The sequence below is a fragment of the Mesorhizobium sp. CO1-1-8 genome, from assembly GCF_020164875.1.
Taxonomy (GTDB): Bacteria; Pseudomonadota; Alphaproteobacteria; order Rhizobiales; family Rhizobiaceae; genus Mesorhizobium.
Genome location: NZ_JAIUGZ010000013.1, coordinates 148104 through 162439 on the forward strand (window position 1 = coordinate 148104; position 14336 = coordinate 162439).

The 14336-nt window shown below is 63.8% G+C and carries 13 protein-coding genes; 4 read left to right on the forward strand and 9 right to left on the reverse strand.

Annotation, left to right across the window (positions count from 1 at the left end; translation table 11 throughout):
* Window positions 1-13: 13 nt before the first annotated feature.
* Window positions 14-691, reverse strand: a complete 678-nt coding sequence (locus tag LB558_RS24165; RefSeq protein ID WP_013530368.1) for an MIP family channel protein — start codon at window positions 689-691, stop codon at window positions 14-16.
* A 318-nt stretch (window positions 692-1009) separates the two neighbouring features.
* Here LB558_RS24165 and LB558_RS24170 point away from each other — a divergent pair, with 318 nt between their 5' ends.
* From LB558_RS24170 to guaA, 4 genes are all read left to right on the forward strand, one after another.
* The gene (locus LB558_RS24170; protein WP_224699846.1) at window positions 1010-2299 is read left to right on the forward strand and encodes an RsmB/NOP family class I SAM-dependent RNA methyltransferase; all 1290 of its coding nucleotides are present in this window, start codon (window positions 1010-1012) and stop codon (window positions 2297-2299) included.
* 140 nt (window positions 2300-2439) lie between these two features.
* On the forward strand, window positions 2440-2898 hold the full coding sequence (locus LB558_RS24175; protein ID WP_013530371.1) for a PaaI family thioesterase: 459 nt from the start codon (window positions 2440-2442) through the stop codon (window positions 2896-2898).
* 136 nt (window positions 2899-3034) lie between these two features.
* Window positions 3035-3703: a 5'-methylthioadenosine/S-adenosylhomocysteine nucleosidase gene (locus tag LB558_RS24180; protein ID WP_224699847.1), complete on the forward strand. Its 669-nt coding sequence runs from the start codon at window positions 3035-3037 to the stop codon at window positions 3701-3703.
* 55 nt (window positions 3704-3758) lie between these two features.
* Window positions 3759-5321, forward strand: coding sequence for a glutamine-hydrolyzing GMP synthase (gene guaA / locus LB558_RS24185; protein ID WP_027035553.1), 1563 nt, complete (start codon window positions 3759-3761; stop codon window positions 5319-5321).
* A gap of 185 nt (window positions 5322-5506) precedes the next feature.
* Here guaA and LB558_RS24190 read toward each other — a convergent pair whose 3' ends face one another.
* The 8 genes from LB558_RS24190 to LB558_RS24230 all read right to left on the reverse strand — a co-directional run bounded on the left by LB558_RS24190 (window position 5507) and on the right by LB558_RS24230 (window position 14304).
* Window positions 5507-6583: an ABC transporter ATP-binding protein gene (locus tag LB558_RS24190; RefSeq protein WP_224699848.1), complete on the reverse strand. Its 1077-nt coding sequence runs from the start codon at window positions 6581-6583 to the stop codon at window positions 5507-5509.
* Window positions 6580-7380 (reverse strand): ABC transporter permease, encoded by an 801-nt coding sequence (locus LB558_RS24195; RefSeq protein ID WP_224699849.1) that lies wholly within the window; start codon window positions 7378-7380, stop codon window positions 6580-6582. Before LB558_RS24195 ends, LB558_RS24190 begins: the two co-directional genes overlap by 4 nt.
* Window position 7381: 1 nt before the next feature.
* On the reverse strand, window positions 7382-8242 hold the full coding sequence (locus LB558_RS24200; protein WP_412033496.1) for an ABC transporter permease: 861 nt from the start codon (window positions 8240-8242) through the stop codon (window positions 7382-7384).
* Window positions 8243-8310: 68 nt separating this feature from the next.
* Window positions 8311-9315: an ABC transporter substrate-binding protein gene (locus LB558_RS24205; protein WP_224699851.1), complete on the reverse strand. Its 1005-nt coding sequence runs from the start codon at window positions 9313-9315 to the stop codon at window positions 8311-8313.
* 82 nt (window positions 9316-9397) lie between these two features.
* Window positions 9398-10873: an aldehyde dehydrogenase gene (locus LB558_RS24210; protein WP_224699852.1), complete on the reverse strand. Its 1476-nt coding sequence runs from the start codon at window positions 10871-10873 to the stop codon at window positions 9398-9400.
* Window positions 10873-11922: an LLM class flavin-dependent oxidoreductase gene (locus LB558_RS24215; protein WP_224699853.1), complete on the reverse strand. Its 1050-nt coding sequence runs from the start codon at window positions 11920-11922 to the stop codon at window positions 10873-10875. Before LB558_RS24215 ends, LB558_RS24210 begins: the two co-directional genes overlap by 1 nt.
* A 5-nt stretch (window positions 11923-11927) precedes the next feature.
* A complete protein-coding gene (locus LB558_RS33070) occupies window positions 11928-13724 on the reverse strand; it encodes an alpha/beta fold hydrolase (protein ID WP_318011671.1) in 1797 nt (598 codons plus the stop codon).
* Window positions 13717-14304, reverse strand: a complete 588-nt coding sequence (locus LB558_RS24230; protein WP_224699854.1) for an amino acid synthesis family protein — start codon at window positions 14302-14304, stop codon at window positions 13717-13719. The genes LB558_RS33070 and LB558_RS24230 overlap by 8 nt, the downstream gene beginning before the upstream one ends.
* Window positions 14305-14336 lie beyond the last annotated feature (32 nt).

The window sequence follows — 14336 nt, forward strand, 5'->3', positions numbered from 1 at the left end:
CTCCCCAAAGAGCTCAGTCCTTCTCGAAGATGCGCGCCTTGGCGACAACACCCGCAATGGCGCCGCCGATCAGCGGTGCAACGATGAACAGCCAGAGCTGGCCGATCGCGGCAGTTCCCGAAAACAGCGCCGGGCCGATCGAGCGGGCCGGGTTGAGCGACGTGCCGGTCACCGGGATGATGGCGAAGTGCAATCCTGCCAGCGTCAGGCCGATGACCAGTCCGGCGAACGCCGTCGAGTGTTTTTCAGCCGTGACGCCAAGGATCACGGTGACGAAGGTGAAGGTGCCGATCACTTCCCACAGGAATGCCGAGCTGACGCCCCATTTCGTCACATCCCAGCCATTGGCGCCGAAGCCGGTGGTGTGTCCGCCAACCTGGCCGGAAACGATGATCCACAATGCCAGCGAAGCAAGGACGCCGCCGATGACCTGCGCGATCCAGTAGGGGATGACATCCTTGGCCGGCAGCCGGCCGGCAAGGAAGACACCCAGCGTCACCGCAGGGTTGAGATGCGCGCCCGAAATAGGACCGATTGCATAGGCCGCCGCGATGAGGCCGATGCCGAACGCCAGACCGATGCCTTCCTGGCCGAGCGGCAGCGCACCGCCGAAGCCGCCCGTCACCACAGAAGCCGTACCGATGAACACCAATAGAAATGTGCCTAGAACTTCCGCCAGATAAGTCTTCATTGCCCTCTCCTCGTGTCGATCCGCCGGTCCACCTTTTCCGCGCCGCGAATCATGTCGGCAAGAGTATTCCCTGGCGAAAAACTTGGAAAGCAGCGCAGCTGCGCCAGATTGCGTGCTTGTAGTCGCCAGTTGCGAACATTAGAGACCCATCATCTATTGATCGATCTGCTGTTACGGGTCGAGGGCATTTACTGGTCGGGTCGGTTTTTTGGCCGGTTAGGCCTCATCATCGGGGGGACGGAAGCGGGGTTCAATCCAGACCTAAAAGGCTCTAAGAGCAGGCTCGGAGATCACGTGCTCGATTTGATGGAATGACGAATGCGACTGGGCGGACGGCTGGCTGCGGCCATCGAAGTGCTGGAAGACATCGGCCGGCGCCACCGGCCGGTGGCGGACGCGCTGAAGGATTGGGGCCTGTCGCATCGCTTCGCCGGCGGCGGTGACCGTGCAGCGATCGGCAACATCGTCTATGACGCCTTGCGCCACAAGCGGTCCGCGGGCTGGCTGCTGGGCGAGGACACGCCGCGCGCCATCGGCTTCGGCGCGCTGCTGCTCGAATGGGGCCAGACGGCACAATCGCTCAACGACGCGCTGGATGGTGACAAGTTCGCACCGCCGCTGCTGACCGCTGCCGAGCTTCAGGCCATCGCCGACCATCGGCTCGCCGATGCGCCGGACGCGGTGCGGGCGGATGTTCCGGACTGGTGCGCGCCGCTTTTCGAGCGAGCCTTTGGCCCGACCTGGGCTGACGAGGGCGCGGCGCTGGCAACGCGCCCGCCGCTCGACCTCAGGGTCAACACCTTGCAGGCCAACCGCGACAAGGTGCTGGCCGAACTGACGGGAACCGGCGCGAAACCCGCCGCCATCGCGCCACACGGCATCCGCATCCCGCCGATCGACGGCGACGGCCGGCACCCGAACGTGCAGGCCGAGCCGGCTTTCCAGAAGGGCTGGTTCGAGGTCCAGGACGAAGGCTCGCAGATCGCGGCCGCCCTTGCCGGGGCCGAAGCCGGCATGCAGGTGCTGGATTTCTGCGCCGGCGCCGGCGGCAAGACGCTGGCGCTGTCGGCTTCGATGGAAAATCGTGGCCAGATCTTTGCCCACGATGCCGAAAAAGCACGGCTGGCGCCGATCTTCGACCGCATCCGTCGTTCGGAAAACCGCAATGTGCAGGTGGTCACCAAGCCCACAGAACTCGCGCCGCTCGGCAATCACATGGACATCGTGCTGGTCGACGCCCCCTGCACCGGCAGCGGCACATGGCGCCGCCGTCCCGACGCCAAATGGCGGCTGACGCAAAGACAGCTCGATGCCCGCAAGGGCGAGCAATCGGCGATCCTCGATGCGGCCAAGGCCTATGTCAAACCGGGCGGCCTGCTGGTCTACATCACCTGCTCGGTCTTCGATGAAGAGAATGGCGAGCAGGTCGCGGCCTTCCGGGACCGTAACAGCGCTTTTGCCCCGGTCGATCATCGCGTGCTCTGGGACAGCCGTTTTCCCGGCCATCAGGCGGCCGCGCGCATCGGCGCCAAAGGCGACATCTCGCTGTCGCCGGCGCTGAGCGGCACCGATGGGTTTTACTTCTGCGCGTTGCGCAGGTCGGCTTGAACCCATTGGATATCGCCAATCCCTGACAGATGCGTGTCGCCAACCGGAAGACGGAGCCGATTGCTGCAGTGCAGCAAAAGCATTTGCCTGCCGCCCATGCCTCTGCAATAAGCTTATCCGCATAAAGGAAGGCAGCGGCCATGGCAGCAAAGATCGTACCCGCCCCGGACTATGAAGATCGCGTCAGGACCTCCTTCGCCCGCCAGAAGGCGATGGCCACGATCGGCGCCGAACTGACGCTGGTGACGCCCGGCATCATCGAGATTGAGATGCCCTATTCGGCGGCACTCACCCAGCAGCACGGCTTCCTGCACGCCGGCGTCATTTCGACGGCGCTGGATTCGGCCTGCGGCTATGCCGCTTTCTCGCTGATGCCGGAAAACTCCGGCGTGCTGACCATCGAGTTCAAGGTCAATCTGCTGGCGCCCGGCCGCGGCGAGCGCTTCCTGTTCCGCGGCTCGGTGACCAAGCCCGGCCGCACCATCATCGTTGCCGACGGCCAGGCCTACGCCTTTGCAGCCGACGGCGAGGCCAAGCTGATCGCCACCATGACCGGCACCATGATGACGGTGGTCGGGCGTGATGGCATCGAAGGGTGAGTGGCCGGTTCGCCGCAGGGCGAATGCATCGTGCCGGTGGCACGATGAAAGGCCACGAACGCCGGGAGCTGCCGGAGGCAGCGGGTACCGGCGAGCGGCGCAGATAAGCATATGACCGGAGCAGGAACAGCTTGTCATGACTAATAAAATCTCCCGCCTGTCAGGCAAGGACGTCCTCTTCGTCATGGCGGCGCAGGCCGAATACGGTCCGCACCTCAAGCAGCTGTTCACGCCGCTGATGACCGGTGTCGGCCCTGTCGAGGCCGGCGTCAGGCTGGGTGCCGAACTCTCCTGGCTGAAATCGCAAAAAGCACTGCCGGATCTCGTTGTTTCGCTCGGCTCAGCCGGCAGTCGGACGCTGGAGCAGACGGAAATCTACCAAGCGGTTTCGGTCAGCTACCGTGACATCGACGCTTCGCCGCTCGGCTTCGAGAAGGGCGCCACACCCTTCCTCGACCTGCCGGTAACCGTGCCATTGCCCTTCAAGATACCGGACATCAGGCAGGCGACCCTGTCGACCGGCGGCGCGATCATCACCGGCGAAGCCTATGACGCTGTTACCGCCGACATGGTCGACATGGAGACCTTCGCCTGCCTGCGTGCCTGCCAACTGTTCGACATCCCGCTGATCGGTCTGCGCGGCATCTCCGACGGGGCGGCGGATCTCAGGCATGTCGGCGACTGGACCGAATATCTTGAAGTCATCGACGAGAAGCTGGCGGACGCCGTCATGCGGCTTGAACAGGCAATCGGCTCGGGCGCCCTTCGGACGGAACCATCCCATGAAGAGGCCAGACCAGCCTGAAAGTCGGGCTACGCAACCCATTGCGCCGACTCGTTTCTTTCTCTAAACGCTCGCCATGAAAACAGCCAATCATCCCGACACCGTCCTGATTGTCGATTTCGGCAGCCAGTTCACCCAGCTCATCGCCCGCCGCATTCGCGAGGCAGGCGTGTTTTCCGAGATCGTGCCGTTCCAGTCGGCCGAAGCGGCATTCAAGCGTATCAATCCGAAAGCGGTGATTCTGTCCGGCGGTCCGGCTTCGACCGGCGATATCGGCAGCCCGCGCGCGCCGCAGATCGTCTTCGACGCCGGCGTGCCAGTGCTTGGCATCTGCTATGGCCAGATGGCCATGTGCGTGCAGATGGGCGGCGTCGCCGAAAGCTCCGACCATCGCGAGTTCGGCCGCGCCTTCGTCGAGATTCAAAAGGACAGCCCGCTGTTCGAGGGCCTGTGGGCGCCCGGCCAGCGCCACCAGGTGTGGATGAGCCATGGCGACCGCGTCATCTCCTTGCCCAAGGGCTTCGAAGTGTTCGGCAAGTCGGAAGGCTCGCCCTTCGCCATTTTCGGCAACATCGAGCGCAAGATGTACGGCATCATGTTCCATCCCGAGGTGGTGCATACGCCCGACGGCGCCAGGCTGCTAAGGAACTTCGTCCACAACATCGCGGGCATCGAGGGCGACTGGACCATGCGCGCCTACCGCGAGCACGCGGTCGAGACGATCCGCAAGCAGGTCGGCAAGGGCAAGGTCATCTGCGCGCTGTCGGGCGGCGTCGATTCCTCCGTTGCGGCGCTATTGATCCACGAAGCGGTCGGCGACCAGCTGACCTGCATCCTTGTCGACCACGGCCTGATGCGCAAGGACGAGGCCGCTGGCGTGGTGGCGATGTTCCGCGAGCACTACAATTTGCCGCTCATCCTGGTGAACGCGTCGGACCGGTTCATCGACGCCCTCGAGGGCGAGTCGGATCCGGAGAAAAAACGCAAGACCATCGGCCGGCTGTTCATCGAGGTGTTCGAGGAAGAGGCCAAGAAACTCGGCGGCGCCGAATTCCTGGCGCAAGGCACGCTCTATCCCGACGTCATCGAAAGCGTCTCCTTCACCGGCGGCCCGTCGGTGACGATCAAGTCGCACCACAATGTCGGCGGCCTGCCCGCGCGCATGAACATGCAGCTGGTCGAGCCGCTGCGCGAACTATTCAAGGACGAGGTCAGGGCGCTCGGCAAGGAACTCGGCCTGCCCGAAAGCTTTATTGGCCGCCATCCATTCCCCGGCCCGGGCCTCGCCATCCGTTGCCCAGGCGGCATCACCCGCGAAAAGCTGGAGATCCTGCGCGAGGCGGATGCCATCTATCTCGACGAGATCCGCAAGGCCGGCCTCTACGACGCCATCTGGCAGGCCTTCGCCGTGCTGCTGCCGGTGCAGACGGTCGGCGTGATGGGCGATGGCCGCACGTATGAGTTCGTCTGCGCGCTGCGCGCCGTCACCTCGGTCGACGGCATGACGGCGGATTTCTATCACTACGACATGGCCTTCCTCGGCGCCGCCGCCACCCGCATCATCAACGAAGTCCGCGGCATCAACCGCGTCGTCTACGACGTGACGTCGAAGCCGCCTGGAACAATCGAGTGGGAGTGAGGGATTGGCGTTTTTCAGCGTCTTCAAAGCCTTCTTCAGACATCAGAAATAGAAAGTCGGCCTCAACCTCAGCAGACGATCAGTGACAGAACTGTTCGCGATGTCCCGTCCTCCTGTCAGATCCTTCGACGTCGCGCATGGTCGCAACCACCGTATGACGTACAGTTAGCCGGTTCTGACTTCGCTCAGGCGGGGAACAGAAACGCGGCGGCCGGATCGAAAAACACCTGCCGGCGCGACTGCGCTGCATCATGTGCTTGCATGGCGGCAGACGTCGGCCTGATGTCGATCTCCTGTCCTGAGGCGGTGCGCGCAACGATGCGCCGGCGTTCGCCATAGAAGGCGACATCGACGATCTCGACATTGAGTTCCGCGCTCGCCGGCTTTCGCTCCATGCCAAACGCTTCCGGCCGGATCATCAGCCTGGTTTTTTGGCCCTTCTCGAAAGCGCCGTTGATGCTCACGCCGGAGACGAGCGAACCGTCAGCGAGGCGGATCGTTGCCGTCCCGTCGACGGTTTCGAGATGTTCGGCGGCAAGGAAATTCGAATTGCCGATGAAGCCGGCAACGAAGTCCGTCGCGGGCCGGAGATAGAGGTCCTCGCCGGTGCCGGTCTGCTCGATGCGGCCGTCCTTGAACAGGGCGATCCGGTCCGAGAGATGCAGCGCTTCCTCCTGGTCATGCGTGACGTAGAGGATGGTGACGCCCGTCTCGCGGTGGATGCGGCGAATCTCGGCCTGGATTTCCTCACGCAGTTTCTTGTCGAGCGCCGAAAGCGGCTCGTCCATCAAAAGAATCGGCGGATCATAGGCCAGCGCTCGCGCCAGCGCGACGCGTTGCTGCTGGCCGCCCGACAGCGCGCCGGGCAGTCTCGCGGCGAAGGCCTCCAGCCTTACCAGAGCCAGCATGTCGGCGACCTTCGTCTTCACCTCGGCATCAGGCCGGCGGCGAACCCGTAGCGGAAACGCAATGTTTTCGGCGACCGTCAGGTGCGGAAACAGCGTGTAGCGCTGGAAAACCATGCCGATGTTGCGTTTGTGCGACGGCACGGCGAGTAGCGACTTTCCTTCCAGCTGTACGTCGCCGGAGCTCGGATCCTGGAAACCGGCGATGGCATAGAGCGTTGTCGATTTTCCTGAGCCCGAAGGTCCGAGAAAGGTTAGGAACTCGCCCTTGGGGATCTCAAGCGTGACGTCATGCACGGCAGTGAATGCGCCGAACGCCTTGCGCAATTTGCGAATAGAAAGGAAGGGCTGGGTCATGTCCGGAACTTTCGGCGCAGCATTGCCGTCACCACCATCAGGGCAAGGGTGAGGCCGACGAGCAGGCTGGAGGCGGCGGCGATGACCGGGCTCAGATCCGACCGCAAGCTGCCCCAGATCTTGACCGGTAAGGTCTGCAAGGTCGGGCTGGCCATGAAGATGGCGACGACGACTTCATCCCAGGAGGCGAGGAAGGCGAAGATCGCTGCGGAAAAGATGCCGATCCGGATCGACGGCAAGGTGATCCTGAGCTTCGCCTCGAGCGGGCTGGCGCCGCAGACGATCGCTGCGTCCTCGATCGACTTATCGAAGCCTTCCAGCGCTGTGGCGATCGGGATGATGGCGAAGGGCAGCGCCAGCACCGTGTGGGCGATGACGAAGCCGATCGTGGTGCCGCCAAGGCCAAGGCGCAAAAAGAAGGCGTAGATGGCGATGGCGAAGACGACGACGGGCAGGACCATCGGCGTCAGCAGCAGGCCGCGCAGGATTTCACGGCCGCGGAACTGGCCGCGAACCAGGGCAAAGGAGGCGAGAAGGCCAATGACCACGGCAAGGATCGCCGTTATTGTGGCGATACGAGCGCTGGTCAGTGCCGCCTCCAGCCAGGACGGGTCGGCAAACAGTTCCTGGTACCATTTCAGCGTCCAGCCGGGTGGTGGAAAGGCCAGCCAGCGCGACGATCCGAACGACAGCAGAACGATGAAAACCACCGGCAGGAGCAGAAAGGCGGCGACCAGAGCTGTGAAGCCGAGCAGCGCAATTTTCAGCCAACCCATGCGGTCGTAGTCGAGCAGCATCTCAGACGCCTCCCGTCACGCGACGGGCGCCGACAAGGCGCAGCTGCAGCGCGTAGAGCGCCATGGTAACGACAAGCAGGATGAAGGCGGCGGCGCTGCCGAGGCCCCAATTGAGCAGCGACTGGATCATCTGCGCGATCATTTCGGCCAGCATCATGTTGGACGTGCCGCCGAGCAGTGCCGGCGTGACGAAGTAGCCGAGCGACATGACGAACACCATAAGGCCGCCGGCAGCGATGCCGGGCAGCGACAGCGGCAAGAGGATGCGGCGGAAGGCCTGGAAAGGGCTAGCGCCGCACAGGGCCGCGGCACGCAGCGTCATCGGATCGATCGCCCGCAAGGTACCGACCAGCGGCAGGATCATGAAGGGCAGCATGATGTAGACCATGCCGATGGTGACGCCGGTGAGATTGTTGATGAGCGGCAGCGGCTGGTCGATGATACCGATGGCCATCAGCGTCCGGTTGATGACGCCGGTGCGCTGCAGCAGCACCATCCAGGCATAGGTGCGGGTGAGCAAATTGGTCCACATCGACAGTATGATGACGCCGAAGAGGATGGAAGCGAGGGCCGCCGGGATGATTGCCAGCATCCAGGCGACCGGAAAGGCGACAAGGACGGTGACGATGGTGACGACCGCCGCGACCAGGAAGGTGTTGAAGAACACCCGTGCATAGGTGCCGTCACCCAGCAGCGTCGCGTAGTTCTGCAGGCCGGGTTCGGGTTCGGTGATGCTGCGCAGCAGCAAAGCCAGCACCGGAATGACGAAGAAAAGCGCAATCAGGATCAGTGCCGGCAGCAGGCCACCGAAGCCTGCCGGCATCCTGAAAGTTCCAAAGCTCTGACGCGTTTCAACCGACATGGCGGGAACCTGTTTGTGGGACGAGACAGCCTGCGCCGTCTCGTCCGGTTCTGTTGCGGCTGCAGGCGTTACTTCGCCTGCCAGGCGTACCAGCGCTTAGCGATGTCGTCGCGATTCTGCGCCCAATAGTTCATGTCGAGATTGATCTGTCCGTCGACATGGGCGTCCGGCAGCGACTTCACGACATCCGCAGCCATCTCGGCCCTGGCCTTCGTATTGATCGGCGCATAGCCGCTGGCTGCGGCAAACTTCGCCTGGCCGGCCGGGCTGCTCGCCGCGGCCAGGAACTTCATCGCAGCATCCTTGTTCTTGGCGCCCTTCGGCACCACCAGAACGTCGGCCGCCGTCAGGTTCTGGGCCCAGGATACGCCGACATCGGCTTCGTCATGCTGAAGCGCAAAGACGCGGCCGTTCCAGAGCTGGCCGAACGCCGCTTCGCCGGAGGCGATCAACTGCTGCGATTCCGCGCCGCCACCCCACCAGACGATGTCCGACTTGATGGTGTCGAGCTTCTTGAAGGCGCGGTCGAGATCGAGCGGATAGAGCTTGTCGGCGGGAACACCATCTGCGAGCAGGGCGATCTCGATGACGCCGGGCGCCGACCATTTGTAGAAGGTGCGCTTGCCCGGGAACTTCTTGGTGTCGAACATATCGGCCCAGCCGGCAGGTTCGCCCGAAACGGCGCCCTTGTTCCAGGCGAGCACGAAGGAATAGTAGAAGCTGCCGACGGCATGGTCGGTGGTGAAGCGCGGATCGAGATCGGCCTTCGGCACCGCCTTGAAATCGATCGGTTCCAGCAGACCGTCCTCGGCCGCCTTGATGGCGAAATCCATCTCGACGTCGACGACATCCCAGTTGACGCTACCGGCGTCGACCATGGCCTTCAGCTTGCCGTAGTCGGTCGGACCGTCCTGCAGGACCTTGATGCCGGATGCGGCGGTGAAGGGCTCGGCCCAGGATTTGGTCTGCGCTTCCTGAGTCGTTCCGCCCCAGCTGGTGAAGACCATTTCCTCCGCCTTGGCGGCCGTCGTCGCCAGAAGTCCGGCTAGGATGCCGGTGAAAATCAGTTTCATGTCGTTCTCCTCTGTTTATTTTCGTTGTTGCTGTTCGCTATCGGCGTTTTCGCCTTGATCGCGAATCCCCGGCCTGCGGCGGCTACCGCATGACAAAAGGATCGGGAATTGGGTCGTCCGAGGTGCGTATCCAGACCGATTTCGAGCGGGTGTAGTCGCGGATCGCGTCCATGCCGCCTTCGCGGCCGAGGCCGGACTGGCCGTAGCCGCCAAACGGCACCAGCGGCGAGACGGCGCGGTAGGTGTTGATCCAGACCACGCCGGCATGGATGCCGCGCGCCATGCGGTGCGCCTTGGCAAGGTTGATGGTGAACACGCCGGACGCCAGGCCGAACTTCGTGTCGTTGGCAAGCGCCAGTGCTTCAGCCTCGCTGTCGAAGGCGAGCGCGCTCAGCACCGGACCGAAAAGTTCTTCGCGCACGCAAGCCAGAGTCTGGTCGGGCGCTTCGATGATCGTCGGGGCATAGTAGAAGCCGTCCGCCTCACCCTCGGGGCGCTTGCCGCCAGTGACCAGAAGGCCGCCGGCGGCGAGGCTTTCGGCGACGGTCTTTTCGATCCACTCGCGCTGGCGCGACGTGGCGAGCGGGCCCATTTCGGTTTCAGTGTCTTGCGGGTCGCCGATCCGGATCGCTTCGGCCTTGCCCTTGAGCCGGGCAAGAAACTCGTCCTTCACCGGACGCTCGACCAGCAGCCGCGAGCCGGCGACGCAGCTCTGGCCGGTTGCCGCAAAAATGCCGGCCACCACCGCATTGGCGGCACTGTCCAGATCGGCATCGGCAAACACCACGACCGGGCTTTTGCCGCCAAGTTCGAGCGTCGTGTAGGCAAGATTTTCCGCCGTGTTCCTGACGATCTGACGGGCCGTCGCCGGGCCACCGGTGAAGGCGACGCGGGCGACCAGCGGATGGCTGGTCAGGCGGTGGCCGCAATCATGGCCGAAGCCGGTCAGGATGTTGACGCTGCCGGCGGGAAATCCGGCTTCGTGGACGAGTTCGGCGAAAGCCAGCAGCGGGGCAGGGCCATCCTCGGAAGCCTTGAGGACGACGGTGCAGCCGGCCGCCAGCGCCGGCCCGAGTTTGACGGCCGATAAGAAGAGCTGCGAATTCCACGGCACGACCGCAGCAACGACGCCGATCGGTTCCGGCCGGATCGTCACCTCCATATCCGCCTTGTCGATGGGAACGAACGAGCCTTCGTGCTTGTCGGCCAGCCCACCATAGTAGCGGTAATAGTCGCCGACATAAGCGATCTGAGCGCGGGTCTCGCGGATGATCTTGCCGGTGTCGCGTGTCTCGAGTTCCGCCAGCCGATCGGCATTGGCGACGACTAGATCGCCGAGCCGCACCAAAAGCTTGCCGCGCGCCGTTGCCGTCATCGATGCCCACGGGCCGGAGCGCAGTGCACGGTGGGCGGCCTCGACGGCGCGATCGACGTCGGCGGCTGAAGCAGCGGGCATTTTTGCCCATGCCGCGCCAGTCGACGGGTCGATGCTGTCGAAGGTTGCGGCGGCCTCCACGAACTGGCCGTCTATGTAGTTCCTGAATTCGCCGGTGCTCATCACGTATGCGGTCCCTGGAAGGCCGGCATCACCCTGTCGATGAACAGCTGCAGCGATTTCTTCTTGCGCTCGTGCGAAAGGCCGCTGTCGATCCAGATCGAATACTGGTCGTAGCCGAGCGCCTCATAGGCCCTCAGCCTGGCGATCACCGCGTCGGCTTCGCCGATAACCAGATTCTCCCGGATCTTGTCCGGTGCATATTGCGGCATGGCCGCGATCTCGGCCTCCGTCAGTGTCTCCAGCACGCCCTGGCGCACCGGCTTCTTGTTCTGGAACCAGGCGCCGAACTGGCAGTAGAATTGGGACAGATCCTGCGTCAGGCGATCGGCATCGGCGGCGTCCTCGGCCACGAATGTATGCATCAAGAGCATGATTTCCGGCCGTGGCGTTTCAGGGTGGGCGGCGCAGGCGGTGTTGAAACGCTCCATGAGGCTCGCCACTTCGCCATCGCCGGAAGCGAGCGGCGTCACCTGCACATTGCACTTGTTGGCCACCGCAAAGTCGTGCGAGTTGGGGTCGCGCGCCGCCACCCAGATCGGCGGATAGGGTTTTTGCAGCGGCTTGGGCGACGAGGTGGTCGACGGGAACGACCAGAACTCGCCGGAGAGTTCGAAATCGCCGTCCCACAGGCCACGGATCGCCGGCACCATTTCGCGCATACGCTGACCGGCGCCCCAAGCCTCGAGCCCGGGGAAAAGCCGCTGGTATTCGTAGGAATAGGCGCCGCGCGCAATGCCGATGTCGAGCCGTCCGCCGGTAATGACGTCAGCCATCGCCGCTTCGCCCGCGAGCTTGATCGGGTGCCAGAACGGCGCAACGATGGTTCCGGTGCCGAGCCGGATCTTGCTGGTCTTTGCCCCGAGATAGGCGATGTTGATGAACGGGTTGGGCGAGATGGTGAATTCCATCCCGTGATGCTCACCGATCCAGGCCGTCTCGAAGCCTGCCGCCTCGGCCTGCAGGACCAGATCCTCCAGCTCGGCAACAAGCTCGGAATGCGCCTTCGTCAGATCCGCGCGCTCCATATGGACGAACAGCGAAAATTTCATCGGCTTCACCTGCCACCAGTAAGAGCTTGGGAAGACGCAGTCCTGGCGAGCGGCCGGACCTCGCCTTCGACCTCGTTGCCGACGTAGACACCGAAGGCATCTTCCGTGCGTTCGCGGACATAGCGGGCAAGCATCGACCGCAGCGCCGGATCGGCGATCTTCAGATCGGCGATCTGCTCAATATCGACCAGCCTGATCCGGCGGTCGTCGGAATAGGGGCCCTCGACCGTTCCGCGATAGTAGACATGCGTGCGCGAAGGGGCGGCGGCATCGTCCCAGACGGCGAACAGGAAGCCGAGCTGCGCGTCGATGGCCCTGGCGGCAAGACGCCCCTTAAGGCTCCGCGCATCATTCGGTGTACCCAGTCCGCGTCCGGCCGGCAGTTCGTGAAACCCGTCAGGCGTTTCGAAGAACAGCACGCGGCCCTCATTCTCGAGGATAGCGCCGACTTCCGTCTCGGGGGCCCCCGCCGCAAGGGCCTCCTGGCTGAGGCCGGGTGTGACGTAGGTGCCTCTGCAATAGCCGAGCGGCTGAGCGCCATTGTGGGTGAAGTCGCGAACGCGGCCAATCAGGATCGAGTGGTCGCCGGCGTCGACCAGTTGCTCCATGCCGCAATCGAATACGGCGACGGAACCATCGATCAGGGGGTTGCCGGTCTGCCCGGACTGCCAGGCGACGGACGCGAACTTGTCCGTGACCTTGGAGGCGAAAATGCCGGACTCGGCCTTCTGGCTCTCGGACAGAATGTTGATCGCGAAGCCTCTGGAGGTCGAGAAGGCGCTGTGTCCCAACGCCTTCTTGGCGATGCAAACAAGGACGAGCGGCGGCTCAAGCGAGACCGAGGTGAAGGAATTGGCGGTGAAGCCGCGCGGCTCGCCTTCCGCGCCGATCGTGGTGACGATGGTGACACCGGTCAGGAACGAGCCCAGCGCCCGCCTGAATTCGCCGGCATCAAATGCAGGAGCCGTCTCCTGTCTGGCGGCGGCGTCTTTCTCCGCATCGAGAAAAGCCATGATGTGTGGAGTCACTTTTTCAGGCGAAGCGATTGTCATCATGTGTCTTTCACCGCTCAGTACGAGGCATTGGCCGCGTGGTGCAAGCCGCGCCATGGCCGCCGACATGGCGGGCGTGGAATTCCTGTCCTCGGATCCAGTCATGAACAGCGCCGGCGCTGCAAGCTCGGCCATGCGATCGACGTGCTGGGTATCGGCGTGGGCAAAGAGGCGATATGTGCGCGCGTAGCCCTCGGGGTCAACGCTTTCGAGCGCCAGGCGCGCGGTCTCGCCCGCGTCGGCGAGCTTGGCCGGGATCGGGTCGCCGAACCAGCGGGCAAGCGTTGCGGCGATGGCAGAAGGGTCGCCATGACCGCCGAGTGCTGCCGCGCGTTCGCGCACTGCCTGCGCCAGTGCCTCAGGGCGACGGAACACGCCGTTGAGGCAGATGACGGAGCGAACACGAGAAGGGGCGCGCAGGGCGATTTCCAGGGCCACCAGCGCCCCCATGGAATGACCGACGATCGATACCGAGGCGAGACCTAGGTGATCGAGCAGGCGAAGCGCCTGATTTGCAAAATCCGACAGTGCGGCATTTTCCGGCGGCAGCGGCGAATTGCCATGTCCGAGCATATCGATGGCGATCAGATCGTGGCGATCCTGCATCAGCTCGATCTGCGCTTGCCAGATTGCGGCATTCATGCCGACGCCGTGGATCAGCAGAACTGGCGCGCCGGAGCCAGCACGGATGAAGCGGGTGCCGTCCGGAGCCGTGTCCCGGACCCATTGAGGGGCGGCGACGTCAGCCATGCAGATCACCCACCTCCTTCAGATCTTGATAGCGGTCGCCGATGCGATGGTGCGGGCGCCCGCCGATGGAGGCGCCGAGCGCCACCACCAGTTCGTCCGGCGCCGGCGCATCGCCGATCTGGAAATGCACCGTCAGATAGTGGGAGCGGCGGCCTTCGTCGTTCTTGTCCATCAGCGGTATCATGATCGGCGAGTTCGGCCCGCCGCGCAGATTGGTGAAGGCGAGATAGGTCTTGGCGCCGACGGCACGACGATAGTGATTGCCGAAATGGAGCGTGTGGATCAGCGCCGAGGCGTGCTCGATCTCACCTGAAGTGCCGCAGATGGCCGCCTTGCCATAACCTTCGATCGCCTCGCCCGAACCGGCGACGGCGAGGATCTCGCGGGTCAGCATTTCGCCGAGGATGGGGGCGATGGCACGGATCCCGGGAGACAGATCCTCGGTGAAGCCTCGACCAGCCCAGGGGTTGGTCAGCACCGCCGCGACGCCGATCAGACGCAGCGGCTGGGGTGCCGCCTTGCCGCCTTCGATCAGTGTGTTCTCGATGTAGGTGACGATCTTTCGAATAGCCGGTTTCATCAAAATCCTCGGTCGGATGCGCGGTTCAGCGC